The 22792-nt window shown below is 73.5% G+C and carries 18 protein-coding genes and 1 pseudogene; 14 read left to right on the top strand and 5 right to left on the bottom strand.

The window, feature by feature from the left end; genetic code table 11:
* Positions 1–195: 195 nt before the first annotated feature.
* The 9 genes from C6Y14_RS09870 (at position 196) to C6Y14_RS09830 (ending at position 11155) form a co-directional block, all read left to right on the top strand.
* Positions 196–1317, top strand: coding sequence for a DUF3344 domain-containing protein (locus C6Y14_RS09870; protein ID WP_199854687.1), 1122 nt, complete (start codon positions 196–198; stop codon positions 1315–1317).
* A gap of 88 nt (positions 1318–1405) precedes the next feature.
* Positions 1406–2605, top strand: a complete 1200-nt coding sequence (locus C6Y14_RS09865; protein WP_107016157.1) for a glycosyltransferase — start codon at positions 1406–1408, stop codon at positions 2603–2605.
* On the top strand, positions 2602–4113 hold the full coding sequence (locus C6Y14_RS09860; RefSeq protein WP_107016156.1) for an exopolysaccharide biosynthesis polyprenyl glycosylphosphotransferase: 1512 nt from the start codon (positions 2602–2604) through the stop codon (positions 4111–4113). Before C6Y14_RS09865 ends, C6Y14_RS09860 begins: the two co-directional genes overlap by 4 nt.
* 4 nt (positions 4114–4117) lie before the next feature.
* Positions 4118–5470, top strand: coding sequence for an O-antigen ligase family protein (locus C6Y14_RS09855; RefSeq protein WP_404828747.1), 1353 nt, complete (start codon positions 4118–4120; stop codon positions 5468–5470).
* A complete protein-coding gene (gene murJ, locus C6Y14_RS09850) occupies positions 5467–7395 on the top strand; it encodes a murein biosynthesis integral membrane protein MurJ (RefSeq protein ID WP_225890987.1) in 1929 nt (642 codons plus the stop codon). The genes C6Y14_RS09855 and murJ overlap by 4 nt, the downstream gene beginning before the upstream one ends.
* A 100-nt stretch (positions 7396–7495) precedes the next feature.
* Entirely contained in the window at positions 7496–8215 is a 720-nt protein-coding gene (locus C6Y14_RS09845) for a polysaccharide deacetylase family protein (protein ID WP_107016439.1), read from the top strand.
* The gene (locus C6Y14_RS09840) at positions 8212–9348 is read left to right on the top strand and encodes a glycosyltransferase (protein WP_107016155.1); all 1137 of its coding nucleotides are present in this window, start codon (positions 8212–8214) and stop codon (positions 9346–9348) included. Before C6Y14_RS09845 ends, C6Y14_RS09840 begins: the two co-directional genes overlap by 4 nt.
* Positions 9345–10001 carry a YveK family protein gene (locus C6Y14_RS09835; RefSeq protein WP_107016154.1) on the top strand — a complete coding sequence of 219 codons (657 nt, stop codon included), beginning with the start codon at positions 9345–9347 and terminating at the stop codon, positions 9999–10001. Before C6Y14_RS09840 ends, C6Y14_RS09835 begins: the two co-directional genes overlap by 4 nt.
* Entirely contained in the window at positions 9998–11155 is a 1158-nt protein-coding gene (locus C6Y14_RS09830; RefSeq protein WP_225890986.1) for a GNAT family N-acetyltransferase, read from the top strand. The genes C6Y14_RS09835 and C6Y14_RS09830 overlap by 4 nt, the downstream gene beginning before the upstream one ends.
* A gap of 40 nt (positions 11156–11195) precedes the next feature.
* Here the strand turns inward: C6Y14_RS09830 and C6Y14_RS09825 are convergent, their stop codons facing one another.
* Positions 11196–12491, bottom strand: a complete 1296-nt coding sequence (locus C6Y14_RS09825) for a glycoside hydrolase family 26 protein (protein WP_107016437.1) — start codon at positions 12489–12491, stop codon at positions 11196–11198.
* 157 nt (positions 12492–12648) lie between these two features.
* Between C6Y14_RS09825 and C6Y14_RS09820 the strand changes: the two genes are divergently transcribed.
* Entirely contained in the window at positions 12649–13884 is a 1236-nt protein-coding gene (locus tag C6Y14_RS09820; protein WP_107016153.1) for a carboxylate--amine ligase, read from the top strand.
* Entirely contained in the window at positions 13884–15143 is a 1260-nt protein-coding gene (locus C6Y14_RS09815; protein ID WP_107016152.1) for an NAD(P)-binding domain-containing protein, read from the top strand. Before C6Y14_RS09820 ends, C6Y14_RS09815 begins: the two co-directional genes overlap by 1 nt.
* A 72-nt stretch (positions 15144–15215) precedes the next feature.
* On the opposite strand, the gene C6Y14_RS09810 is transcribed toward C6Y14_RS09815, so the two are convergent.
* From C6Y14_RS09810 to C6Y14_RS09800, 3 genes are all read right to left on the bottom strand, one after another.
* Positions 15216–16124 carry a chaplin gene (locus C6Y14_RS09810; protein ID WP_107016151.1) on the bottom strand — a complete coding sequence of 303 codons (909 nt, stop codon included), beginning with the start codon at positions 16122–16124 and terminating at the stop codon, positions 15216–15218.
* Positions 16125–16228: 104 nt separating this feature from the next.
* Positions 16229–16486 (bottom strand): chaplin, encoded by a 258-nt coding sequence (locus C6Y14_RS09805; RefSeq protein WP_107016150.1) that lies wholly within the window; start codon positions 16484–16486, stop codon positions 16229–16231.
* 263 nt (positions 16487–16749) lie between these two features.
* Entirely contained in the window at positions 16750–17166 is a 417-nt protein-coding gene (locus C6Y14_RS09800; RefSeq protein WP_107016149.1) for a rodlin, read from the bottom strand.
* Between the two features lie 252 nt (positions 17167–17418).
* On the opposite strand from C6Y14_RS09800, the gene C6Y14_RS09795 reads away from it, so the two are divergent.
* Complete coding sequence (locus tag C6Y14_RS09795) at positions 17419–17832, top strand: rodlin (RefSeq protein ID WP_107016148.1); 414 nt, start codon at positions 17419–17421, stop codon at positions 17830–17832.
* Positions 17833–18027: 195 nt separating this feature from the next.
* On the top strand, positions 18028–18438 hold the full coding sequence (locus C6Y14_RS09790) for a rodlin (protein WP_107016147.1): 411 nt from the start codon (positions 18028–18030) through the stop codon (positions 18436–18438).
* 112 nt (positions 18439–18550) lie between these two features.
* Here the strand turns inward: C6Y14_RS09790 and C6Y14_RS09785 are convergent.
* Positions 18551–20509, bottom strand: a pseudogene (locus C6Y14_RS09785) (AMP-dependent synthetase/ligase); the annotation flags it as partial.
* A gap of 143 nt (positions 20510–20652) precedes the next feature.
* On the opposite strand from C6Y14_RS09785, the gene C6Y14_RS09780 reads away from it, so the two are divergent.
* A complete protein-coding gene (locus tag C6Y14_RS09780) occupies positions 20653–22464 on the top strand; it encodes a hypothetical protein (protein WP_107016146.1) in 1812 nt (603 codons plus the stop codon).
* The last annotated feature ends 328 nt before the right edge of the window (positions 22465–22792 follow it).

Here is a 22792-nt window from a genome sequence, read left to right as displayed (position 1 = left end):
TAGCGGCTACAGTTGCGTTCTTCCTCGGATCGTCACAGAACGCCCCGGATCACCTCGTATCACTCGAAACAGACGGGGAGTCATGTCGGCACCCGTGTGACGGCCGCGTCCCGTCCGCCGATGTCCCCGTCTCGCAGGCCCGCGAGGGCCAGAACCTCCGCCGCCGAAATTCCCCCCGAAAGGGCAACGCCGGTCATGCGCAATTCCCTGGGTCTTCTGCTGCGCCGTGGGATGCTGGGTGCTTTTTCCCTCGCCTCGCTGTGGGTGCCGGGCGGACCGGCGGTGGCCGCTCCCGCCCCGCCGGACGCCACGGCCGCACCGCCCGCCGCCGAGGCGCAGAGCCTGGCCTTCACCCAGCGGTACCGCGCGCTCGGGCACGGCGGGATCGTCCGGGCCGCCAACTCGTCGATCACCTGCCGCACACCCGTCGCGCCGACGACGGTGTCGTGCCCCGCCGCCCGCGCGGGTCTGGCGGTCGCGAACGACGGCTTCGACATGTTCTACACGGACATCGACAAGGACCCGAACACCTACAACTCCAGCAGCGCCGAGGTCCGGCTGCCGTCGGGCGCCCGCGTCTCGTACGCGCGGCTGTACTGGGGCGGCAACCTGCGGGTCGGTGAGCAGAAGCCGCCCAAGGACAACGGACGGGTGCTGATCGCCGAGGCCGGCGGCCAGTACAAGGAAGTACTCGCGGACACCCTCGTCGGGCACCGGGTGGCCCGTGGCGCGGACGCCTTCCAGGCTTCGGCGGACGTCACGCGGCTGGTGCGGTCGAGCGGCGCGGGCGCGTACACCGTGGCGCAGGTGAATGTGGCGATGGGGCACTCGGCGGCCGGCGCGTGGGGCGGCTGGACGTTGATGGTGGCGTACGAGAAGGAGTCGGAGCCGCTGCGGCATCTGGCGATCTGGGACGGCTTCGGCCCGCTGGGGCCGGATGACGACCAGGCGCTCCGGGTGGGCGACCTGCCGTTCCCCACGGGGGCCACCGGCCGCGTGGGGCTCGTCGCCTACAACGGCGACCGCGGGCGCACCGGCGACTCGCTCACCGTGTCGGACGGCCGGGGCAGGGCCGTCGCCCTCGGCAACAGCGCCAACCCCCGGGACGACGTACTGAATTCGACGATCGCCGAGTACGACGGGGCGGCTTCCCCGCGGACGCCTTCGTATCCGAACACGCTCGGGTACGACTCCGACGTCCTCGATCTCCGCGAGGGCCTGCGGCGCGGCGGCGACCGGCTGGACTTCCGGCTGGCGTCGCGGCGGGACGCGGCCTGGGCCGGCGCGCTGTTCGTCGCCGTCGACGCGAAGCGCTGATGCCCATCCCCTCTTCTCACGACCCCGACCCCGACCGAGTCCCACCCGCGCTCCCCGCGAGTGCCGCCCATGAACGAGGAAAGCCCGCATGCGACTGTCACCGACCGGCCCAGGACCCAGGCCACGGGTCCTGCACGTCTCGCAGCCCGTGGACGGCGGGGTGGGCCGCGTGGTCACCGACCTGGTGCGGGCGCAGCTGGCCACCGGCGCCGACGTCACCGTCGCCTGTCCGCCGGACGGCGGCCTCGCGACGGCGGCCGAACTCCTGGGCGCGGGCGTGAGGACCTGGCACGCGACCCGCTCGCCGGGACCGTGGCTCGCCCAGGAGGTACGGAGTCTGCGCCGGCTCGTACGGGAGGTGCGGCCCGACGTCGTGCACGCGCACAGCGCCAAGGCCGGGCTCGCGGCCCGGCTCGCCGTACGCGGGCGGGTGCCGACCGTGTTCCAGCCGCACGCCTGGTCCTTCGAGGCGGTCGGCGGGGCCACCGGCCTCTTCGCCCTCAACTGGGAGCGGCTGGGCGCCCGTTGGGCCTCGCGGGTGGTGTGCGTCAGCGAGGCCGAGCGGCGCACCGGGCAGCGGTCGGGGATCAGGGGCCGGTGGAGCGTCATCCCGAACGGCATCGACACCCGGGGCTTCCACCCGGCGCCCGTGGAGACCGTACGGGCCGGGATTCCGCTGCTCGAAGGAGTCGACGCGGCGGCACCCCTGGTGGTGTGTGTCGGGCGGCTGTGCCGGCAGAAGGGGCAGGACGTCCTGCTGGAGGCGTGGCACGAGGTGACCCGGCGGGTGCCCGCCGCGCGGCTCGTGCTGGTCGGCGACGGGCCCGACGCGCGGGCGCTGCGAGCCGCGGCTCCCCCGTCCGTGCTGTTCGCCGGGGCCGTCAGCGACGCCACGCCCTGGTACCAGGCCGCCGATCTGGTCGTCCTGCCGTCGCGGTGGGAGGGCATGGCGCTGGCGCCGCTGGAGGCCATGGCCTGTGGGCGGCCCGTCGTGATCACCGATGTGGACGGGGCGCGCGAGAGCCTGCCGCCGGGCCAGGGGCCGCGCTGCCTGGTGCCGTCCGAGCGGCCCGACGCGCTGGCCGGGGCCGTCGCCGAGCTGCTGCTCGACCCGCTGCTTCGCGAGTCGCTCGGTCACCAGGGACGCCGGTACGTAACGACCACGCACGACGTGCGGCGCACGGCCGCGGCCGTCGCCGACGTGTACCGCGATCTGATCGGCGGCTGGCCGACCGGGCGGGACACGGGCGTGGACCACACCGAGTACAGGGAGTCCATCCACACGTGACTGCGGAAAGTACCGTTCCCTCCCCCGGCGGCCGGCCGCGGGCGGCGGACCACGGATTCACCACCGTCCCACCCGTCTCGTCGGGCTCGCCCGTCTCGGTCATGCCGCCGCGCGAGGCCGTCGGCGGCTTCGCGTTCCCCAGCGGCAGACGGCCCTTCGTGCACCGCGTACGGGCCGTGCACCGGGTACGGCACGTGCGGCGGCCCTCGCGGCTGCCCCTGCCCGCCGTGGACATCGGCGCGGCACTGGCCGGCGGTGCCCTGGCACTGCCGTGGCCGCATCCGCTTCCGCTCGCCCTGCTGGTGCTCGCGGTGCTCCGGCTGAACGCGCACGCGTCGCTGTACCGCACCGCGTCCACACCCGCCGTGCCGGCCTTGCTGGACGAACTGCCCGCCGTCTGCGCCCGGATCGCGGTGAGCTGGTGCGCGCTCGCGGCCCTGCTGGCGGCGTACTCCCCGGAGCACGCGCTGGACGCCCGCGCCCTGGTCCTCGGCTGCGCGGTGCAGTCCCTGGTGAGCTGCGCGGGCCGTGGCGTCGTGCACGGGCACCGGCGCCGGACGCTCCTGCGGCGCCCGCGCGCGGCCCTGGTGGTCGGCCGCACCGTGGACGCGCAGCGCGTGGCCGCCGCCTTCCTGCGTCATCCGGGGTGCGGGGTACGGCCGGTGGGTGTCGTCGCCGACGAGTCGAGCGACGGCGAGGGGCTGCCGGTGCTGACCACCGGCGAGGAGGTCCAGCGGGCCCTCATCCAGAACGGCGTGCAGGACGTGCTCGCCGTGGGCGGCTCCGGGTGGCCCGAACAGGCCTCGCTGCTGCGGGTGCTGGGCGAGTCGGGCTGCGCCGTCTGGGAGGTGCGGCCGGACACGTCGGCGTACGGGCGCGCCGACCGGCTCGCCGGGTTCGCCTGCCGCCGGCTGCCCCTGGGCCGCCGGTACGGGAGCGCCGGGAAGCGGCTGCTCGACGTGCTGGTCTCGGGGGCCCTGCTCCTGCTGGTCAGCCCGGTGCTGCTGCTGTGCGCGGTCGTGCTGCGGGCCGTCGACGGGCCCGGTGTGGTGTTCCGGCAGGAACGCATCGGCAAGGACGGGCGGCCGTTCACCCTGCTGAAGTTCCGTACGCACCGGCCGGTCGACGCGCACGAGGCGGCGACCCGCTGGAGCGTGGCGAACGAGCACGAGATGGTCTGGTTCTGCCGCTTCCTGCGGCGGACGTCGCTCGACGAGCTGCTCCAGCTGTGGAACGTCCTCCGGGGCGACATGAGCCTGGTCGGACCACGCCCCGAACGGCCTTTCTTCGTCGGCCAGTTCAGCCAGACCTACCCCGGTTACGCGGCCCGCCACCGGATGCGTACCGGCATCACCGGGCTCGCGCAGATCCACGGGCTGCGCGGCGACACCTCGATCGAGGACCGCTGCCGGTTCGACAACGCCTACATCGACGACTGGTCGCTCTGGCAGGACGTCTGCATCCTGGCGCGCACCGCGGTCTCGCTCGTGCGTCCGACGGGGAGCTGAACCGGTGACCCAGGTCCTGCCCGCCCCGCCGCTGGTCGCCGTCGTGACCGCGGCGCCCCGCCGCTTCCTTCCCGTGCTGCCCGTGATCACGCTGATCGTGACGCTCGCGCTGCCGGTCTCCGGGGACGGCGGCGGCACCCTGGCCGACGCCGTGTCCGGGCTGGTCGTGGTCTGCTGCGCACTGCGTCTCGTACGCGGCCGGCGGCGCCCCCTGTCCCGTACCGCGGCCGTCGTGCTCGGGCTGCCCGTCGTCGGGGTCGCGGTCGCGACGGCCGGCGCGGCCTCGGCCGGGGTGGGGGCCGAGGGGCTCGTGCGCTATCTGCAGATCTTCGTGCTGGTGCCGGCGGCGGTGATGCTGCTGGTGCGCGACCGCCGTGACGCGCGCCTGGTCGCCTGGTCGCTCGTCGGGCTCGCGCTGTGGCAGGGAGGGCTCGGGGTCCACCAGTTCGTGACCGGCACCGGGGCCTCGTACCAGGGCGAGATGATCCGGGCGGTGGGCACGTTCGGGGCCACGGACATCATGGGCATGGCGGCCGTGGTGGCGTTCGGGCTGGTGTGCGCGCTCGGGCTGGCGCTCGGGTCCGGGCCCGCGCGGCAGCGGACCGTGGCGGCGGTGTGCGCGCTGGCGCTGCTGCTGCCGCTCGCGCTGTCGTTCAGCCGGGGCGCGTGGATCGCGACGGCCGTGACGTGCGCGGCGCAGCTCGTACTCGCCGGACTGCGGCGGGCCGTACAGGTGTTCGCTGCGGTGGCGGCCGCCGCGGTGGTCCTGGTGGGCGGGCTCGGTGTGGGCTCCGCGATGCTCCAGGAGCGGATCAGCAGCATCACGCAGGTCGCGGACGCGCCGGACCAGTCGGTGACCGACCGGTACACGATGTGGACGGCCGCCGTCGACATGTGGAGCGGCCGGCCGCTGACCGGGGTGGGGCTGAAGGGCTTCCCCGACCATCGCGACGGGCACGCCTCGCTCGCGCTGTCGTCGGGCAGTGACACGGACGGGGCGGGCGCCGGTTTCCAGCGCCAGCCGCTGCTGTCACCGCACAACATGTATCTGCTGATCCTCAGCGAGCAGGGCCTGCTGGGGCTGCTCGCACTGGCCGGGAGCTGGCTGGCGCTGCTGGTCCTCGGCCTTCGCAAGCTCTTGCGCGCCCGGCGTTCCGGGAGCGGCCTCGACTGCGCGCTCGTCGCCTGCGGGCTGCTGGTCTGGCAGCTGGTCGACTTCGTGTACGCCGACATCGGCGGCCCCTCGACCGTACTGACGGCACTGGTGCTCGGCTTCGCCGCGTGGTGGGCGCTGACCGACGAGGGCGCCGGCGCAAACGCCCACGGGGACACCCGCGAGGGGGCCGGGAACCGATGACGGTGACGCCTCCCCGGGCGGAGGACGAGGGAACGACGGCACGACGGGGCCGCCGGCGGACGGGCACCGACGGCGACCCCTCCGCCCAGGACCACGGCGCGGCCGTCGGGACCGAGGACGAGGTCCTGCTGCCCGGTGCCCGCGCGGCATCGGCCGAGACCACGCACCCCGCCGCCACCGAAGCCGACGCCGAGAAGCACCGCCCCGCCGAAGTCCCCCCGCCCACCCGCGGGTTCCTCGCCAAGGCCACGCTCGTCACCGCCGTGCTGTCCATCGCGGGTGCGCTGCTCGGGCTGGGCCGGGACCAGGCGCTCGCGCATCTCTTCGGGGCCGGGACCGAGACGGACGCCTTCCTGGTCGCGTGGACCGTGCCGGAGGTCGCGGCGACGCTGCTGATCGAGGACGGGATGGCCTTCGTGCTGGTCCCGGCGTTCAGCCTGGCCGTGGCCCGGCGGGCCCGCGGAACCGGCGGCGGGGACCCCGTCCGCGCACTCGTCGCCTCCACGCTGCCCCGTATCGCGCTGGCCCTCGTGGGGGTCTCCGCACTGCTGATCGCCGGGGCGCCCTACCTGGTCGCGGGGCTCGCGCCGGGACTGCCCGACCCCGCGCTCGCCGTCGACTGCACGCGGTTGACAGCGACCTGCGTCCTGAGCTTCGGCCTCGCCGGCTACTGCAGCGCGGCACTGCGCGCCCACCGCCGTTTCCTGGCCCCGGCCGCCATCTACGTCGCCTACAACACCGGCATCATCACGGCGATGTTCGTCCTCGGCGGCCACTGGGGCGTGCGCTCTGCGGCCATCGGCGTCGCGCTGGGCGGCTGCCTGATGGTGGCGGCCCAGGCTCCGTCCCTCGTGCGGCAGTTGTTCGGCCGCCGCCGGTCCGCGACGGCCACCGCGGTCCCGGAGATGGCCCCGGCGGAAGCCGCGGCCGGGACCCGGAAGGCGTCGGACACCGAAGGGCCGGCAGCGGAACAGCCCGCGCAGCAGTTCGCGCAGCGACCCGCACAGCAGCTCGCGGAGCAGCCGCCGAAGCAGTCGGTGACGCACTCGGTGAATCTCGCCCTCGTCACCCCGGTCCTGCTCTTCGCCCTCTGCCGGCAGTCCCAGGTCCTCATCGAGCGCTACCTCGCCTCCAACCTCCCCTCCGGAGCCATCTCGCACCTGAACTACGCGCAGAAGGTGGCCCAGATCCCGATGACCCTCTCGCTGATGCTGTGCACGGTCACCTTCCCGGTACTGGCGCAGGCGCTCGCCGAGGGCGACACCGAGCGGGCCCGCAACCGCGTCGAGCACGACGTCTCGGTCGCCGCGTGCATAGTCCTGCTGGGCGCCGCCGCGGTCTTCGCGTGCGCGCCGCAGATCATCGAACTCCTCTTCCAGCGCGGTGCGTTCACCGCCCAGGACACGGCGGCGACGGCGACCGTCATGCGGGTCTACTCGGTGGGGCTGCTCGGCCACACCCTCGTGGGCGCGCTCGTACGGACGTACTTCTCGGCGGGCCGCCCCACCTGGTACCCGCTCGCCGCGATGACCGCGGGCATCGTCGCCACCTCGTGGATCGGCGCCGCGACCGTCGACGCCTGGGGGGTGTCCGGGATCGCCGCGGCCAACGCGGTCGGCATCACGCTCACCGCGGCACTGCTGCTGTCCGGCATGAACGAGCGGCGCAGCGTGCCGATCCACACCCGCCGGGTCGTCCACGAGCTCAGCAAGCCGCTGCGCGCGGCCGGGTGCGCGGCCGTGGCGGGCGCCCTGTGCGCGAGCCGTTTCGAGCCGCCCGCTCTCGCCCTGCTCACCGGCGGTCTGACCGTCACCGTCGTCTACGTACTGCTGCTCCGGTTGCTCGGCGTCCAGGCCGTCGCACCCGCCTTCCGAACCGCCCTCCGCTCCGTCACCCGAAGGCTGCCGCATGCCCGTTCCCGCTGACCCGACCGTCCCGACCGACTCGACCGACCCGATCGGCGCGACCGACGCCCCCCGCACCGGAAGCCGCACCCGGCCGGTCTCGGCACCCCTGTGGGTGGCGATGTACCACTCGGTGGGCGACTGCTCCGACGACCCGTACCGCATCACGGTCTCGCCCGACCGCCTCGACCGGCAGCTGGGCTGGCTGCGCCGCCGGGGCCTGCGCGGGGTGGGCATGGCGGACCTCCTCGCGGCCCGCGCCCGGGGCGAGGGCCGCGGCCTGGTGGGCCTCACCTTCGACGACGGCTACGCGGACTTCGCCGACAACGCCCTGCCCGTCCTGCGGCGCCACGGCTTCGGCGCCACCGTGTTCGTCCTGCCGGGCCGGCTCGGCGGCACGAACGAGTGGGACCCGCTCGGCCCCCGCAAACCCCTCCTGACCGCCGACGGCATCCGCCGGCTCGCGGACACCGAGGGCCTGGAGATCGCCTCGCACGGCCTCACCCATGTCGACCTCACCCTGGCCGACGACGCGCTGCTCGGCGCCGAGCTCGGCGGCAGCCGGGCCCTGCTCTCCGAGCTGACGGGCCGTGAGGTCAAGGGCCTGTGCTACCCGTACGGGACGGTCGACCAGCGGGTCGCCGACGCCGTCCGGGCCGCCGGTTACGGCTACGCCTGCGCGATCGACCCCGGCCCGCTCACCGGCCTCTTCGCCCTGCCCCGGGTGCACATCGGGGAGAACGACACCTCCTGGCGGCTGCAGCTGAAGTACCGGCTGGCCCGGCTGCGCCGCCGCCCGGTGCCCCTGGCGGCCGACCCCGTGACCGAGGCGGCCCGGTGAAGGCCCTGCACGTCATCACCGGGCTCGGGGTCGGCGGGGCCGAGCAGCAACTGCGGCTGCTGGTGCGCAACCTGCCCGTCGAGTGCGACGTGGTGACCCTCACCAACCCGGGCGCGGTCGCCGAGGGCCTCGTCGCGGACGGTGTGCGCGTCACCCACCTCGGCATACAGGGCAACCGTGACCTGGCGGCGCTCCCGCGCCTGGCCCGGCTGATCCGCCGCGGCCGTTACGACCTCGTCCACACGCACCTCTACCGGGCCTGCGTGTACGGCAGGACCGCCGCGCGCCTCGCCGGGGTGCGGGCCGTCGTGGCCACCGAGCACTCGCTCGGCGACTCGCAGATGGAGGGCCGCCGCCTCACCCCGGGTGTCCGGGCGCTCTATCTGGCCAGCGAGCGCCTCGGCCGTTCGACGGTCGCGGTCTCGCCCACGGTCGCCGAACGGCTGCGCCGCTGGGGCGTGCCGGGCCCGCGCATCGAGGTCGTACCGAACGGCATCGACGTGGACCGCTTCCGTTTCGACGCGGCCCGCCGCGAGAGCACCCGGCGGCGGCTGGGGCTGCCGCAGGGGGCGTACGTCGTCGGAGGTGTCGGACGGCTGACGGCCGGCAAGCGGTTCGAGGTGCTCGTCCGGGCGCTGGCCGAACTCCCGGACGACGTCTGGCTGCTGCTGGTCGGCGGGGGCCCGGAGGAGAACGTGCTGCGGCGGGCGGCGCAGCACATGGGGGTCACCGACCGGGTGCTGTTCACCGGCGAACGCCCGAACGGGCCCGCACCGACCGACGGTGCGGACGGCCTCGACCTGCCGTCGCTGACCGGAGCCATGGACCTCCTCGCCTCGCCGTCCGCGGAGGAGGCCTTCGGGCTCGCCGTCGTGGAGGCCCTGGCGGCCGGTCTGCCCGTGCTCTACGTCTCCTGTCCGGCCGTCGACGACCTCCCGCGCGACGCGGCGCCGTTCGCCCGGCGGGTGCAGGGCGGCGCCGACTCCTTCGTACGGGCCGTGCGGCAGGCGCGTGCGCAGGGACCCGGGCCGCGCTCCGCGCCGGAGGCCGCCCACCACTACAGCATCGCCCGCAGTGCCGACCGGCTCATGGACATCTACACGGCCGCAACTCTGGGAGTGAGTTCCACATGACCGACAACCCCATCCGTGTCACCGGGCGGCCGGGAACGGCACTCGCGCGGGCCAGGGCACTGCCGCCGTGGTCCCTGCTCGCCGCGGGCGCCCTCGTCGGCGGAGTGCTCGGCGGCTCGTACGGCGTCCTGAAGACACCGCAGTACACCGCCACGAGTTACGTCATCGCCGTCCCCACCGAGCAGTCGGACCCGGCGGCGGCGCTCGGCTTCGCGCAGGCGTACGGGCGGGTCGCCACCCAGCTCGCGGTGCTCGGGGACGCCCAGGTGTGGGCGGGCGTACCGGTGTCGACCCTGCGGGAGAGCGTACGGACGGCGACCTCGCCGGACGCGCCGATGGTCGCCGTGACCGCCACCTCCGAGCGCCCCGACCTCGCCGCGGACATCGCCAACGCCGTCTCCCGCTCGCTGACCCGGCACGCGAACGACACCGAGGACAGCACGCATGTGGAGCTGCTGCAGTTCTCGCGGGCGATCAAACCCACGGAGGCATCCTCGGCGTCCGCGACGACGACCGGTCTCGTCGGCGCGAGCGCCGGCGGGCTGCTCGGCGGACTCGCGCTGCTGGTCCGCCCGCGCCGCGCCCCGGGAGCCGCGCCCACGGCCTCGGTGCCGGGCCCGGCCACCGCCGCCGACGTCCACGGACAGCTGTGAGAGCCGCCGCGCTGCGCAAGCGGCCGCAGACCGAACTGCGTACGGAACTGTGCACGGACGAGCGGGAGTTCGGGAGGCTGGCCGAGGAGTGGGGGAGGCTGTACCGGCACTGCGGCACGGCGACCCCCTTCCAGAGCCACGCGTGGCTGCACTCGTGGTGGCTCTCGTACGGCACGCCCGGCCGGCTCCGGCTCGTCCTCGTCCGCGACGGCGGCGACCTGGTGGCCGCCGCCCCGCTGATGCTCGTACGGCAGCCGTGGCCCGCCCTCGTGCCGCTGGGCGGGTCGATCTCCGACTTCGGGGACGTACTGATCGAGGACGGCGAACGCGCCGACCGGGCCGCCGCCGCGCTGGCCGACGGGCTGGCCACCGCCGCGCGCACCGCGCTGATCGACTTCCGTGAGGTACGGCCCGGCGGCGCGGTGGAGCGGGTGTACGCGAGCTGGCGCGGGCCCCGGCGGCAGGTGCCGGACTCGCTCTGCCTGGAGCTGCCCGCCGTGCCGATGGACGACCTGATCGGACGGCTCGCGACGGCCAAGGCCCAGCAGCGGGTCCGCGCCAAGCTGCGCAAACTGTCCACACTGGGCGTCGAACGGCGGGCCGTACGCCCCGACGAGGTCGACACGGCACTGCGCAGGCTTCTGGAACTGCACCGGCTGCAGTGGCAGGGCCGCAAGGTGACCACCGAGCATCTGCAGGATCGCTTCGCCGAACACCTGATCCGTTCGGTGGGGCCGATGGTCCGCGCCGGGGACGCGGTGGTGACCGAGTTCCTGGTGGACGGGACCGTGGTGGCGGTCGACCTGACGCTCCTGTCGGACCGGCTGGCGGGCGGCTATCTGTACGGCGCGCATCCGCAGTTGCGGGAGCGCAAGGCGGACGTGGCGACGATGCTGCTGCACGCCTGCGCCCAGCACACCGGAACGGGCGGTGCGGCGGGCGGGCGCCGGGTGCTGAGCCTGCTGCGCGGCAACGAGCCCTACAAGCACCACTGGCGCCCGCAGCCCGTCGTCAACCAGCGTTTCCTGCTGGCCCGGCGGCGGACGTCGCCGCTGATGTCCGCCGCCGTCTGTGACGTGGCCGCCCGCAGCCGGGGCAAGAAGCTGCTCGACCGGTTCGCCGGCTGGCGGGAACGCGGTGGCGGCAGGCCGTGACCGGCCCGCCGCCTCCGTCTCCGCGTGCTTCGCCTTCGGGTCAGCGGTTGCGCGACCACCAGTCGAAGCGCAGGCACAGCTTCCCGCCCAGCCAGTACTCCACCCAGTCGCCCAGGGCCACCGGCGAACAGTTCGACGGCTTCTCGGGCGTCGGGTCGGTGGGCTTGGGCGGTTCGGTCGGCTTCGGCGGATCGGTCGGCCTGGGCCCCGGGTCCGTGGGCTTCGGGGTCGGATCGGTGCGGCCGAAGAGCACCGACCGGTAGATCTCCGAGGCCTCCGGGTTGTCGTCGCACTGCCACACACCGTGCGGGCAGTAGTCGGTGAGCGTGTTGTACAGCGGCTTGTGCTCGTCCAGCCAGGCGAGCATCCGCTTCATGTAGGTCGCGTTGTCGCCGTTTCGGAACAGCCCCCATTCAGGATAGGAGATCGGCTTTCCGTGCGCTTTCGCGAAGTCGACGTGCGCCTGAAGCCCGTAGGGCTCCGAAACGGCCTCGTCGAATGACTGTCCGCGCGGCTGGTCGTACGAATCCATGCCGATGATGTCGACCGTCTCGTCGCCCGGATAGCACTGGGTCCAGGGAATGGCGTCCCGGCCGCGGTTCGGAGTGAAGTCGAAGCGGAACTTCTGCCCCGGCACCGCTCTCATGGCGGTGACGATCCTGTCCCAGTACGTCTTCCAGGCCTCCGGGTCCGGCCCGCAGCGATGGGTGTACGTGATGCCGTTCATTTCCCAGCCGAGCACGATGACGGTGTCGGGCACCTCCAGCTCGACGAGCCGTTCGGCCAGCTTGCGGAAGTGGTGGTCGAACTCCCCGGCCGCGCCGCGCCGCAGCAGACCGCGGACCTCCCGGTCGGAGACGCCCTCCTCGTTGCGCTCCAGCATGGGCACGTTGAGGACGAAGAGCCGGTCGGCCTCCTCCCGCCGCCAGTGCGCCCAGGCGTCGAGGAAGCCGGGCAGGCCCTCGATGTTGCTCCAGCGGTCGCCCGGCAGATACGTGTGCGCCACGCGCAGGTCGGCCCCGCCCAGCCAGCGGCTCAGCTCGGCGATCCGGGCCACCCCGCGGGGCCCGTAGTCCAGGTAGGCGCCGAAGGCCGGGTTCGCGGGGTCCTTCGGCGGCGCGGGCGGCGGGGTCGTCGGTGCGGGGGCGGCCGGTGCGGCGACCGGTGCCACGACGCCGGTGGGCGCGGTCGGCGGCGGGGCGGGCGGCTCCCCCGCCCGCACGGCCGCCGCGTGTCCCGTCCCGGACGCGAGGGCGGCCGAGGCGAAGAGTCCGGCGGTGAGTACGGCGGCGACGTACGCCGGCCGTCTGGTTCGGGTCCTTTGCAGTGGGGCCATGTCCACTCCTCGCGCTTCATTTCCACCGTCCACTGACACTCAGTCATATGAATGTGAATTGCGCCAACCGAGCTTGGGCGCCGAAGAAATACCCACTCACTCGCACGGGTGAGAAATCAGAAGCGATGAATCAGAAGCGATCCCAAGGAAACAGACCATGCCGTCCTTCGACACCCGCGTGCCGGCCGTACTGCTGCGCACCGACCGGAATCCCTTTCACCACGGCACGCTGGGAGCCGTACGCTCGCTCGGCCGGGCCGGTATCGACGTACACCTCGTCGCGGATTCCACCGGAAGTCCGGTGCGCGGTTCCCGTTTCGTGTGCCGGATGCATCCGCCGCCCGCCCCCGGGGCCCCGCCGTCCGAGATCGCCGCGACGTTGCGCCGAGTGGCGGCGCGGGTGGGCCGGCCCGCCGTACTGATCCCGATGGATGACGCGAGCGCCGTGGCCGTCGACCGGCTGCGGGCCGAGCTGTCCCCCCGCTTTCTGCTGCCGCTCGCTCCCGCGGGTCTCGCCGAGCGGGTCGCGGACAAGGCGGAACTCGCCGCCGTGTGCGAGTCCGCGGGCATCCCGCACCCGGTGACGCTGGTCCCGGACAGTCCCGCGCAGGCGGCCTCCGCGGCCTCGCGGCTGGGGCTGCCGGTGGTGGCGAAGTGGAGCCGCCCCTGGCTGCTGCCCGCCGGCTCCGACCTGCGCAGCACGACGGTCCTGACCTCCGCCGAGGAGGCGCGGACCCTGTGCCTGCGGGCCGGGGAGGCGGGCAGCCGGCTGCTGCTCCAGGCATTCCTGCCACCGGGTCCCGACCGGGACCGGGACTGGTTCTTCCACGGGTACGTGGACCGGTCCGGGGCGGTGCGCGGGGGCGGCGCGGGCCGCAAACAGCTGGCCTGGCCGCGCGGCGCGGGGCTGACCGCGGTGGGCCGCTGGACGCCGAACCCGGCCGTGCGCACCCTGTCCGAACGGCTCGTCGCGCGGCTCGGCTACCGCGGCATCTTCGACCTGGACTTCCGCCGCGACGGCTCGACCGGCGCGTACCACCTGCTCGACTTCAATCCGCGGCCCGGCGCGCAGTTCCGGCTGTTCGCCGACGGGGCGGGGCTCGACGTGGTGCGGGCGCTCCACCTGGACCTGACCCACCGTCCACTGCCGTCGCCCGTCCCCCTGCCGGGCCGCACCTTCGTGGTGGAGAACTACGCGCCGCTGTCGGCCGCGTTCCGCCGCGGGGCCGAACTGGCCTGGCACGCCCGGGACGACCTCGCGCCCGGCGCCGCCCTGTGGACGCTGTGGTCCCGGCACCTGGGCAGACGCGCGATCCGCCGGCACGTACGACCGACGACGCCTCCTCCTGCGCTGAACCCCCTGTCCGACGACGAGAAAGCGAGCAGTCACTGATGTACGACCTGCTGGTGGTGGGAGCCGGTCCCTACGGCCTGTCCATCGCCTCCCATGCCGCGGCGGCCGGTCTGAGCCTGCGGGTGTTCGGCCGGCCCATGGCCTCCTGGCGCGACCACATGCCCCGCGGCATGTTCCTCAAGTCCGAACCGTGGGCCTCCAACCTCTCGGACCCCGGGGGCCGGCTGAGCCTGGCCGCGTACTGCGCGGAACAGGGGATGGAGGCCCGGCACGGGGCGCCCATCCCGGTCGAGGTGTTCGCCGCGTACGGGTTGTGGTTCGCGCGGCACTCGGTCCCGGAGGTGGACGAGCGCACGATCGCGCACATCCACCCCTGCCCGGGCGGTTTCGAGGCGGTCACCGAGGACGGCGCGAGCGTGCGCGCGCGGACGGTCGCGCTGGCGGTCGGTGTGCTCCCCTTCACCGAAGTCCCGGCGACCCTGCGCGGGCTGACACCCGAGCACGTGTCGCACAGCAGCCACCACAGCGATCTGGACCGGTTCACGGGCAAGGACGTCACCGTGGTCGGCGGCGGCCAGGCCGCGCTGGAGACGGCGGCCCTGCTCGCCGAACAGGGCACCCGCGTCAGGGTGGTGGCGCGGGCCCCCGGCCTCTCCTGGAACGACGTCCCGCCGCCCTGGGAGCGCCCGTGGTGGCAGTCGGCGCGCGCCCCGCACAGCGGCCTGGGGCCCGGCTGGCGCAACTGGTTCTACGCCGAACGCCCCGGCGCGTTCCGCCGCCTCCCCGAGCCCACCCGCGCCCGGATCGCCACCACGGCCCTCGGCCCCGCGGGCGCCTGGTGGATCCGCGACCGGGTCGAGCCGTCCGTCGAGCTGCTGCTGGGCCACGAGATCGCGGCGGCCCACGGGTCGGCGGACGGCGTACGCCTCGACATGCTCGGCCCGGACGGGGGGCTGACGTCACTGGACACCGGACACGTCATCGCCGCCACGGGCTTCAAGCCGACGCGCGAGCGCCTGGGGATCCTGACGGCGGACGTGCACGACGGGCTGGGCGCGTGCCCCGACGGATCCCCCTATGTGGGGCGGGAGTTCGAGTCGACCTGGCCGGGGCTCTTCATGGCGGGCCTGGTCACGGCGGCCGGCTTCGGCCCGGCCATGCGGTTCGTGCACGGCGCCTCGTTCACGGCCCGGACCCTCGTACGGGGAGTGCGGCGCCGGCTCCGTACGGGGCCGGCCCTCCTGCCCGTGCCCGGCGCGCGGGAGCGGCGCGGGGTGCTGGGGGTCGCGGGGCGCTGACCGCGCGGATGCCGGATGCAATGTGCCGGATGCCGGATGCCGGGCGGGTGGCGTCCGGCATCCGGCGCGTCGTCACCGACGGGCGGCGGCGGCCCGGTTGCGGCGGTACAGGACCGCTCCGCCGAGCAGCAGACCCGCGCCGGCGGCCGAGGCCGCGAGCATCCCGTCGACGCCGGTGGCCGCCAGCTCCGGCCAGGGGCCCCGGCCCGAGGAGGGCGGGGACGGATGCGGCGCACCCGGGCCCGTGCCGGGCGGGACCGACGACGGGGGTCCCGTGGTGGGCGGCACCGTCCCGGGCGGCCCGGTCTCGGGGGGCGTGGTCGTGGGCGGGGTGGTGTGCGGAGGCGTGGTGTGCGGCGGGCCGGACGGGGGTCCTGACGGCGGCCCGGACGGCGGGGTGTCGTCGTCGCCGTAGCCCCCCGGTCCTTCGTGCCCGCACCTGTCGCCGAACGCCGGGTTCAGCAGTCCGCCCGCGTCCGCGGTGTCGCCGCACGCGTTCGCCGGAGCGTGCACCGGGGCCTCGTCGACGTTGCCCGTACCGACACCGGGCGCGTCGTGCGTACCGCCGTGCGTGGCGGAACCGCCGCCGTGGTGGTCACCGCCGTGGTGGCCCGATCCGTGGTGGCCGGAGCCGCCGCCGTGGTCCGAGCCGTATCCCTGGTGGGAGCCGTGGCCGTGGTCCGAGCCGTGGCCGGCCGGGGCTCCGTGGCGGGGGCTGTCCGGCTTGCGGTGCTTGCCCGTGGGGGTGGCGCAGGAGTTGCCGAACGACGGGTTGAGGCCGGCGGCCGCGTTCGCGGAGTTGCCGCACGCGTTCACGGGCACGCCCACCGGCGCCTGCACGTTGTTGCCGGACAGCACTCCGGGCGAGTCCGCCGCGACGGCGTGCCCGTCCGAGTCCGCGAACGCCTGGGAGGCGTACAGGGACAGGATGCTCGTCGCGGCGGCGGCCGCGACCATTCCCTTGCTCAGGGTCTGTCGCAACTTCGTTGTCTTCTCTGCTGGTAGAAGTGGGAAAAGCCGGCCTTGGCACCGGAATGCGGTCCAAGGCCGGCGTGACTCAGCCGTTCGGCTGGTGCGTTACGACGTCAGTCGTTGACGCACTCGTTGCCGAACGCCGGGTTCAGCAGGCCGATCACGTTGATCGAGTTGCCGCACACGTTGACAGGAATGTGCACGGGCACCTGGAGAACGTTGCCGGAGAGGACGCCGGGCGAGCCGACGGCCGCACCCTCGGCCTCGGAGTCGGCGAAGGCCGGGGCGGCCATGCCCATGGCCATGATCGCGCCGGCGATGACGACGGCACTCTTCTTGTGCTTCACGTACTTCCCTTTCTCTGCGGTCATGCCCAATGACGGCCGAAACCGGACGAGCCCAGCCTGAACGGCTCGCACCATGACCTGCGGGCTGTTGAACGAGGGGACGGGGGACGAAGAAACTACAGAAAGTGCGACTCTCCGGTATTTCACCCGAACGCCCGGAGCGAAATGAGTGGCGAAACGTCACTTCACAAAGACAGAAAAGGAAAGCGGAAAATAGTGCCGAAGAACCAGGGCGGCCCCGCCGCGCAGAGCGGCGGGGCGACCCGGGCAGTCCTCGTGACGGTGGATCAGCTGTTCGAGGCCCCGTTGCCCGAGAGCACCGGGATGTTGTCCAGGACGTGCGAGATCGGCTCGTCGCCCTTCGCCTGGGTGGAGTTCTCGGCGCACTGCTGGTTCTGCGGCGCCGACAGGACCGGCACGTCCTGAAGAACGGTGACCGGCACCAGGACGCCCACGAGCGAGGCCAGGTTGGCCTTGACGGGCACCCCGAGGCAGAGCTTGTTGAGCGAGCCCTGCACGAGCTGACCCTGGGGGCTCATGTCGCCCTCGGCCTTGGCGTTGCCGTACACCTGCTCGGCGTTGTTGCCGTTGGCGGTGGTGACGCCGCTGTCGTTGCCGATGGCAAGCGCCTGCGGGGCACCCGCCGCCGAGATCCCGACGACAGAAGCGGCGACCGCCGCCGTGGCCATTGCCTTCTTGAGCATTTCTCCGGTCCTTTCATGTGCAGAGACGCATGTTCCTGCTCCCGCATCAACCGGAGGCGGGTCGATTGGTTTCGAGGTGTCACCCGGTTGGCCCGTTCCGCGGTCCGCAATTCACGGAAAGCTCCGCGCGCATGCGTAGTACAAACGGCATTCCCAAATGGGCCATCGGAGTGAACCGGAGCAACTATGCGGGCCGGGGGCAGTTGTCCAGGTCGCTCCGGTGGACGGGGTTACTCCAGAAGGGACCAGCAAGTGATCAAGAAGGTTATGGCTGCCGCGGCGGTCGCCGCTTCCGTCGCCGGTGTTACGGCTGCCGCCGCCCCCTCGGCGATGGCGATCGGCAACGACAACGGCGTCACCACCGCCAACGGCAACCACGCCGCGCAGATCTACGGCAACCAGGCGACGTACGGCGACATGAGCCCGCAGATGGCGCTCATCCAGGGCTCGCTCAACAAGCCCTGCATCGGCCTGCCCGCCAAGGCCAACCTGGCCTCGCTCGTCGGCCTGGTGCCGGTCACGGTCGCCCAGGACGTGCCGATCCTGTCGGCCCCGCAGAACCAGCAGTGCACCGAGAACTCCACGCAGGCGAAGGGCGACGAGCCCCTGTCGCACATCCTCAGCAACATCCCGGTGCTCTCGGGCAACGGCGCCTCCGGCAGCTGATCTGCCGTATCACCCAGTGGGCCGCCGGCCTTCCCGGCGGCCCGCTCCCCCTGCCACGTCAACGGCGGCGCGTAGCTCCGGTCCCGAGGAAAGCCTGTGGGCCAATCGGGGCAAACCCCGCAACCGCACCGTCCACCGCACTGTTGATGAATATGCGGCTCCGTTACGGGGGCCACTCTCCGAAAGGGAACGAAAATGAAGAAGCTGATGGCGACCGCGGCACTTGCCGCCTCTGTCGCCGGTCTGTCGGCCGTCGCCGCGCCCCAGGCGCTGGCCATCGGCAACGACGACGGCGTCACCACCGCCAACGGCAACGGTTCCGTCCAGAAGTACGGCAACCAGGCCACGCACGGCAAGATGAGCCCCCAGCTCTCCCTCGTGCAGGGCTCGCTCAACAAGCCGTGTGTCGGTCTGCCGGTCAAGGCCAACCTGGCCTCCCTCGTCGGCCTGGTGCCCGTCACCGTCCTGCAGGACGTGCCGATCCTGTCGGCCCCGCAGAACCAGCAGTGCACCGAGAACTCCACCCAGGCGAAGGGCGACGAGCCCCTGTCGCACATCCTGGACAACATCCCGGTGCTCTCGGGCAACGGCGCTGCCGGAAGCTGACCTTCCCAGCTCCACCCAGCTCCGCGAACAGCGGGTCACCCCTCGGGGTGGCCCGCTGTTCCCGTGCGTCGCCTTCCCTTGCGTGCTGTCCCCGTGTGTGCGACGGGTTGTCGTAGAGCGCGTCGATGTGCCGGGCGTACGCCTCCGTCACCGCGTGGCGCTTGATCTTCAGGGACGGGGTGAGCAGGCCGTTGTCCTCGGTGAACTCGCCCTCCACGAGGGTGAAGTCGCGGATCGACTCGGCCCGGGAGACGGCCTGGTTCGCGTGGTCCACGACCTTCTGGACGTCGGCGCGCAGCCGCGGGTCGCCGACCAGCTCGGACAGCGGGGTGTCGGCCGGCATCCCGCGGACGTACAGCCAGTGGGTGAGGTCCTCGCGGTCCAGGGTGATCAGGGCGGCGACGTAGGAGCGGTTGTCGCCGACGACCACGCACTGGCCGACGGGGGGCCGGCTGCGCAGCCTGTCCTCCAGAACCGCCGGGGAGACGTTCTTGCCGCCCGAGGTGACGAGGATGTCCTTCTTGCGGCCGGTGATGGTGAGGTAGCCGTCCTCGTCGAGCGAGCCGAGGTCGCCGGTGGCGAACCATTCGTCGGTCAGGACGGCGTCGGTGGCGGCCGGGTCGTTCCAGTAGGCGCCGAAGACGATGCCGCCCTTGATGAGCACCTCTCCGTCGTCGGCGATCCGCACGGCCGTACCCGGTACGGGGAGCCCGACCGTGCCGGGGCGGGGCCGCAGGGGCGGCACGATCGTCGCGGCGGCGGTGGTCTCCGTCAGCCCGTAGCCCTCGTAGACGAGGATCCCGGCGGCGTAGAAGAAGAGGCTGAGCTCGCGGTCGAGCGGGGAGCCGCCGCTGATGGCATAGCGCGTACGGCCGCCGATCTCCTTGCGGATACGGCGGTAGACCAGCAGGTCGTACAGCGCCCAGGCCGCGTAGAGACCGGGTCCGGGCCCCTTCCCCCGCCCGAGGAACTTGTCCAGGTGCTGCTCGCCGAAGCGGACGGCGATGCGGTGGGCGCGGTCGAAGGAGGCGCCGCGGCCGATGCGTTCGGCGGTGGCGCGGCCGGTGCCGTGGATCTTCTCGAAGAGATAGGGCACGCCGACCAGGAACGTGGGCCGGAACTCGCGGAGCGCCGGGCGCAGTTCGTCGGGCTTGATGCTCGGGAAGTGGCCCAGCTCGATCCGTGCCATCAGACAGGAGATCTGGAGGGTGCGGCCCAGGATGTGGGCGAGCGGCAGGAAGAGGAGGGTCGAGGCCTGCTGGCCGGTGACCTCCTTGAAGACGGGGTGGAGGAGTTCGACGGTGTTGGCGGCCTCGGCGTACAGGTTGGCGTGGGTGAGGACGCAGCCCTTGGGCCGGCCGGTGGTGCCGGAGGTGTAGCAGATCGTCGCGACGGTGTCGGGGGCGAGGGCGGCGCGGCGCTTGGTGACCTCCTCGTCGGACAGGTCGCGTCCCAGGGCGGTCAGTTCGGCGACGGCGCCACCGCGAACGGTTCCCTCGCGGTCGACCTCGGCGGCCTCGTCGGCTTCGGCGTCGAGCTGCCAGATGCGCGGGGGTGCCGGGTGGTCGGCCGTGCCGGTGGTGACCGCCGCCGCGTTCTCCGGTGTCTCGACGACGACGAGACGGGCGGCGGAGTCCCGGACGATCCACTCGATCTGCTGGGGCGAGGAGGTGGGATACACGGGGACGGACAGGCCGCCCGCCGCCCAGATCGCGAAGTCGAGCAGCGTCCACTCGTAGCGCGTACGGGACATCACCGCGACGCGGCCGCCCGGTTCCAGGCCCGCCGCGATCAACCCCTTGGCCACGGCGGTGACTTCACGGGCGAAGGCGGCGGCGGTCACCGGCCGCCAGGTGCCGCGTTCCCGGCGGCGCAGGACCACGGCGTCGGGGGCCTCGGCCGCGTTGGTGAAGGGCAGGTCGGCGATGCTGCCGGTGGTGGTCGCCGGTGCGAGGGCGGGCATGCGCGCCTCACGGACGGCACCGCTCCCGTCCATCGTGAGGTCGACCTGGACACGGCCCCTCGGATCGGTGCGCTTCTTCGCCTGTTTCAGTTCCCTGCGTACGCCCATGGCGGCTCCCGGTGGCGGCTCGCGGTGCGGTGTCGCTGACTCGTCGCGGTGACGCTTACTTACTTCAGAGTAAACTTACTCATGCGTAGGGGATTTTCAACAGGCGCGTCAAGCTCGGCCGGACGGGGGCCGATGAACGGATCATGACGTCGACGCACTCCCCCGCCCGCCCCTCGCACTTCTTCCACGGCAGGAGCCGTCCGCCCTCGTCGTCCGCCCTCGCGCCGCCGCCCGGGTCCGGACCCGCTGCCGCGTGGGCGAACCGACTGCGGATGGCGGTGTGGGCCGCGCCCGCGCTCCTGATCGCGTACGCGGGGTTCCGGCGGCGGTGGATGTCCGACGACGCCTACATCTACGTACGGACCGTGCGGCAGGTGCTCGCGGGGAACGGGCCCGTGTTCAACGCGGGTGAGCGGGTCGAGTCGTCGACCGGCACGCTGTGGCAGTGGCTGCTCGTCGCGGCCGGGGCGGCGGGGGTCGATCCGGCGACGGCGGCGGTGTACGGGGGGCTGCTGCTGACCGCCGCCGGGTTCGCGCTGGCGGGGATCGGGGCGCTGCGGACGTACGGCGGGGTGCGGGTGGCCGTGCCGCTGGGTTCGCTCGTCCTGCTCGGGCTGCCTCCCGTCTGGGACTTCGCGACCTCGGGGCTGGAGACGGGGCTCGCCACGTGCTGGATCGCGGGGGCGTGGCTGGCGCTGACGGCGAGGCCCGCGTGGGTGGTCACATCACTCGTCATCGGGCTCGGGCCACTGGTGCGGCCCGATCTGGGGCTGGTGACCGTGGTGTTCCTGGGAGCGCAGTGGCTGCTCGTACGGCCGTCGTGGCGGGGGGTGTTCGCGGGGGCGGGAGCGGCGGGGGCGCTGCCGGTCGCGTACGAGGTGTTCCGGGCCGGGTACTACGGGCATCTGGTGCCGCTGCCCGCCGTGACGAAGGAGGCCTCGCAGAGTCTGTGGGGGCGGGGGCTGATCTATCTGGGGGACTTCGCGCAGCCGTATCTGCTGTGGGTACCGGCGGTGTTCGTGGTGGTGGCCGTGCTGTCCACGGGCGGCGGGTTCCGCGGGCCGGCCGGGTCGGGCGGATCCGGCGGCATGACGCGGCTCGTACCCGCGCTCGCGCCCGTCGTCGCCGGGGCGCTGTGCTGGCTGTACGTGGTGAAGGTCGGCGGCGACTTCATGCACGGGCGCATGCTGCTGCCCGGACTGCTGTTGATGCTGCTGCCCGTCTTCGCCGTCCCGGCGACGCGGGTGGGCACGCTGGCGGCGGTCGGTGTCGGCCTGTGGGCGGTGGTCTGCGCGGGCTGGCTGCGGATGCCGTACGGCGGGCAGATCGGGGCGGCGGGGATCGCGGACGAGCGGGGCGTGTACGTGCGGCACAACGCCGATCCGCATCCCGTGCGGCACACCTTCGCGGGGGCGCCGCACCATCTGCGGTACGCGCGTGCGGTGGCGGCGGCCGGGCGCTCCGGAGTGCCTGCGGTGGTGCTGGGCAAGGACGGGTGGGTTCGGGGCTCCTCCGGCGGGGTGACGGCCAGTTACGTGGTCCTGGGGTTCAACGGCTCGGTCGTTCCGCTGGACGGGGCCGCGCTGGATCCGATCGGGCTCGCGTATCCCCTGGCGGCGCACTCCGAGCGGGCCGTGGCGGGGCGGGTGGGGCACGACAAGCATCTGCCGGCGGCTTGGCTGGTGGCCGACCGGGGGGTGGGGGTGCCGCCGCCCGCGGGGGCCTCGGCCGTCGGCGTCCCGCCTGTCGGCGTCTCGGCCGTCGGCGTCTCGGCCGTCGAGGTGGCCGCTGCGCGGCGGGCGTTGCGGTGCGGGGGGCTGGCTGAGCTGGAGGGGGCTGTGCGGGGGCGGTTGACGGTGGGGCGGTTCCTGCGGAATGCGGCGGGGTCGTGGGACCGGACGTCGTTCCGTTTTCCGAACGATCCGGTTCGGGCGGAGAGATTGCTGTGCGGGTGAGCTTCCGCTCGGGGGGGTGGGGGGGCGTAGTTGGTACGTGCGGGTGGGTGGGGGTTGGCCGCGCAGTTCCCCGCGCCCCTGGAGGGGGTGGGGGGTACGGTCGGGATTTGGTTGCGGGTGCGTGGGGGTGACCCGCGCCGTTCCCCGCGCCCCTTAAGGGGCGGGCCAGCTGGCCGTCGGCCTGTTTTTAGGGGCGCGGGGAACGGCGCGGCCAGCCCCCACCGGGCCGCACCTGGTCGGCGGCCTCAAGCCCCCACCCCTCAGGGGCGCGGGGAACTGCGCGCTCAACCCCCACCAGGCCGCACCCGCCCGACGGCCTCACGTCCCC

Source organism: Streptomyces dioscori, from assembly GCF_003024195.1.
Lineage (GTDB): Bacteria > Actinomycetota > Actinomycetes > Streptomycetales > Streptomycetaceae > Streptomyces > Streptomyces dioscori.
Note: the sequence above shows the minus strand (reverse complement) of the source record. Positions and strands in the feature narration are given on the sequence as shown.

Bases quoted from the DNA above. Each gene is read 5' to 3' on its own strand.
- C6Y14_RS09870 (WP_199854687.1), top strand. From the start codon at position 196: ATGCGCAATTCCCTGGGTCTTCTGCTGCGCCGTGGGATGCTGGGTGCT.
- C6Y14_RS09865 (WP_107016157.1), top strand. From the start codon at position 1,406: ATGCGACTGTCACCGACCGGCCCAGGACCCAGGCCACGGGTCCTGCAC.
- murJ (WP_225890987.1), top strand. From the start codon at position 5,467: ATGACGGTGACGCCTCCCCGGGCGGAGGACGAGGGAACGACGGCACGA.
- C6Y14_RS09845 (WP_107016439.1), top strand. From the start codon at position 7,496: ATGTACCACTCGGTGGGCGACTGCTCCGACGACCCGTACCGCATCACG.
- C6Y14_RS09835 (WP_107016154.1), top strand. From the start codon at position 9,345: ATGACCGACAACCCCATCCGTGTCACCGGGCGGCCGGGAACGGCACTC.
- C6Y14_RS09825 (WP_107016437.1), bottom strand. From the start codon at position 12,491: ATGGCCCCACTGCAAAGGACCCGAACCAGACGGCCGGCGTACGTCGCC.
- C6Y14_RS09820 (WP_107016153.1), top strand. From the start codon at position 12,649: ATGCCGTCCTTCGACACCCGCGTGCCGGCCGTACTGCTGCGCACCGAC.
- C6Y14_RS09815 (WP_107016152.1), top strand. From the start codon at position 13,884: ATGTACGACCTGCTGGTGGTGGGAGCCGGTCCCTACGGCCTGTCCATC.
- C6Y14_RS09805 (WP_107016150.1), bottom strand. From the start codon at position 16,486: ATGACCGCAGAGAAAGGGAAGTACGTGAAGCACAAGAAGAGTGCCGTC.
- C6Y14_RS09800 (WP_107016149.1), bottom strand. From the start codon at position 17,166: ATGCTCAAGAAGGCAATGGCCACGGCGGCGGTCGCCGCTTCTGTCGTC.
- C6Y14_RS09790 (WP_107016147.1), top strand. From the start codon at position 18,028: ATGAAGAAGCTGATGGCGACCGCGGCACTTGCCGCCTCTGTCGCCGGT.
- C6Y14_RS09780 (WP_107016146.1), top strand. From the start codon at position 20,653: ATGACGTCGACGCACTCCCCCGCCCGCCCCTCGCACTTCTTCCACGGC.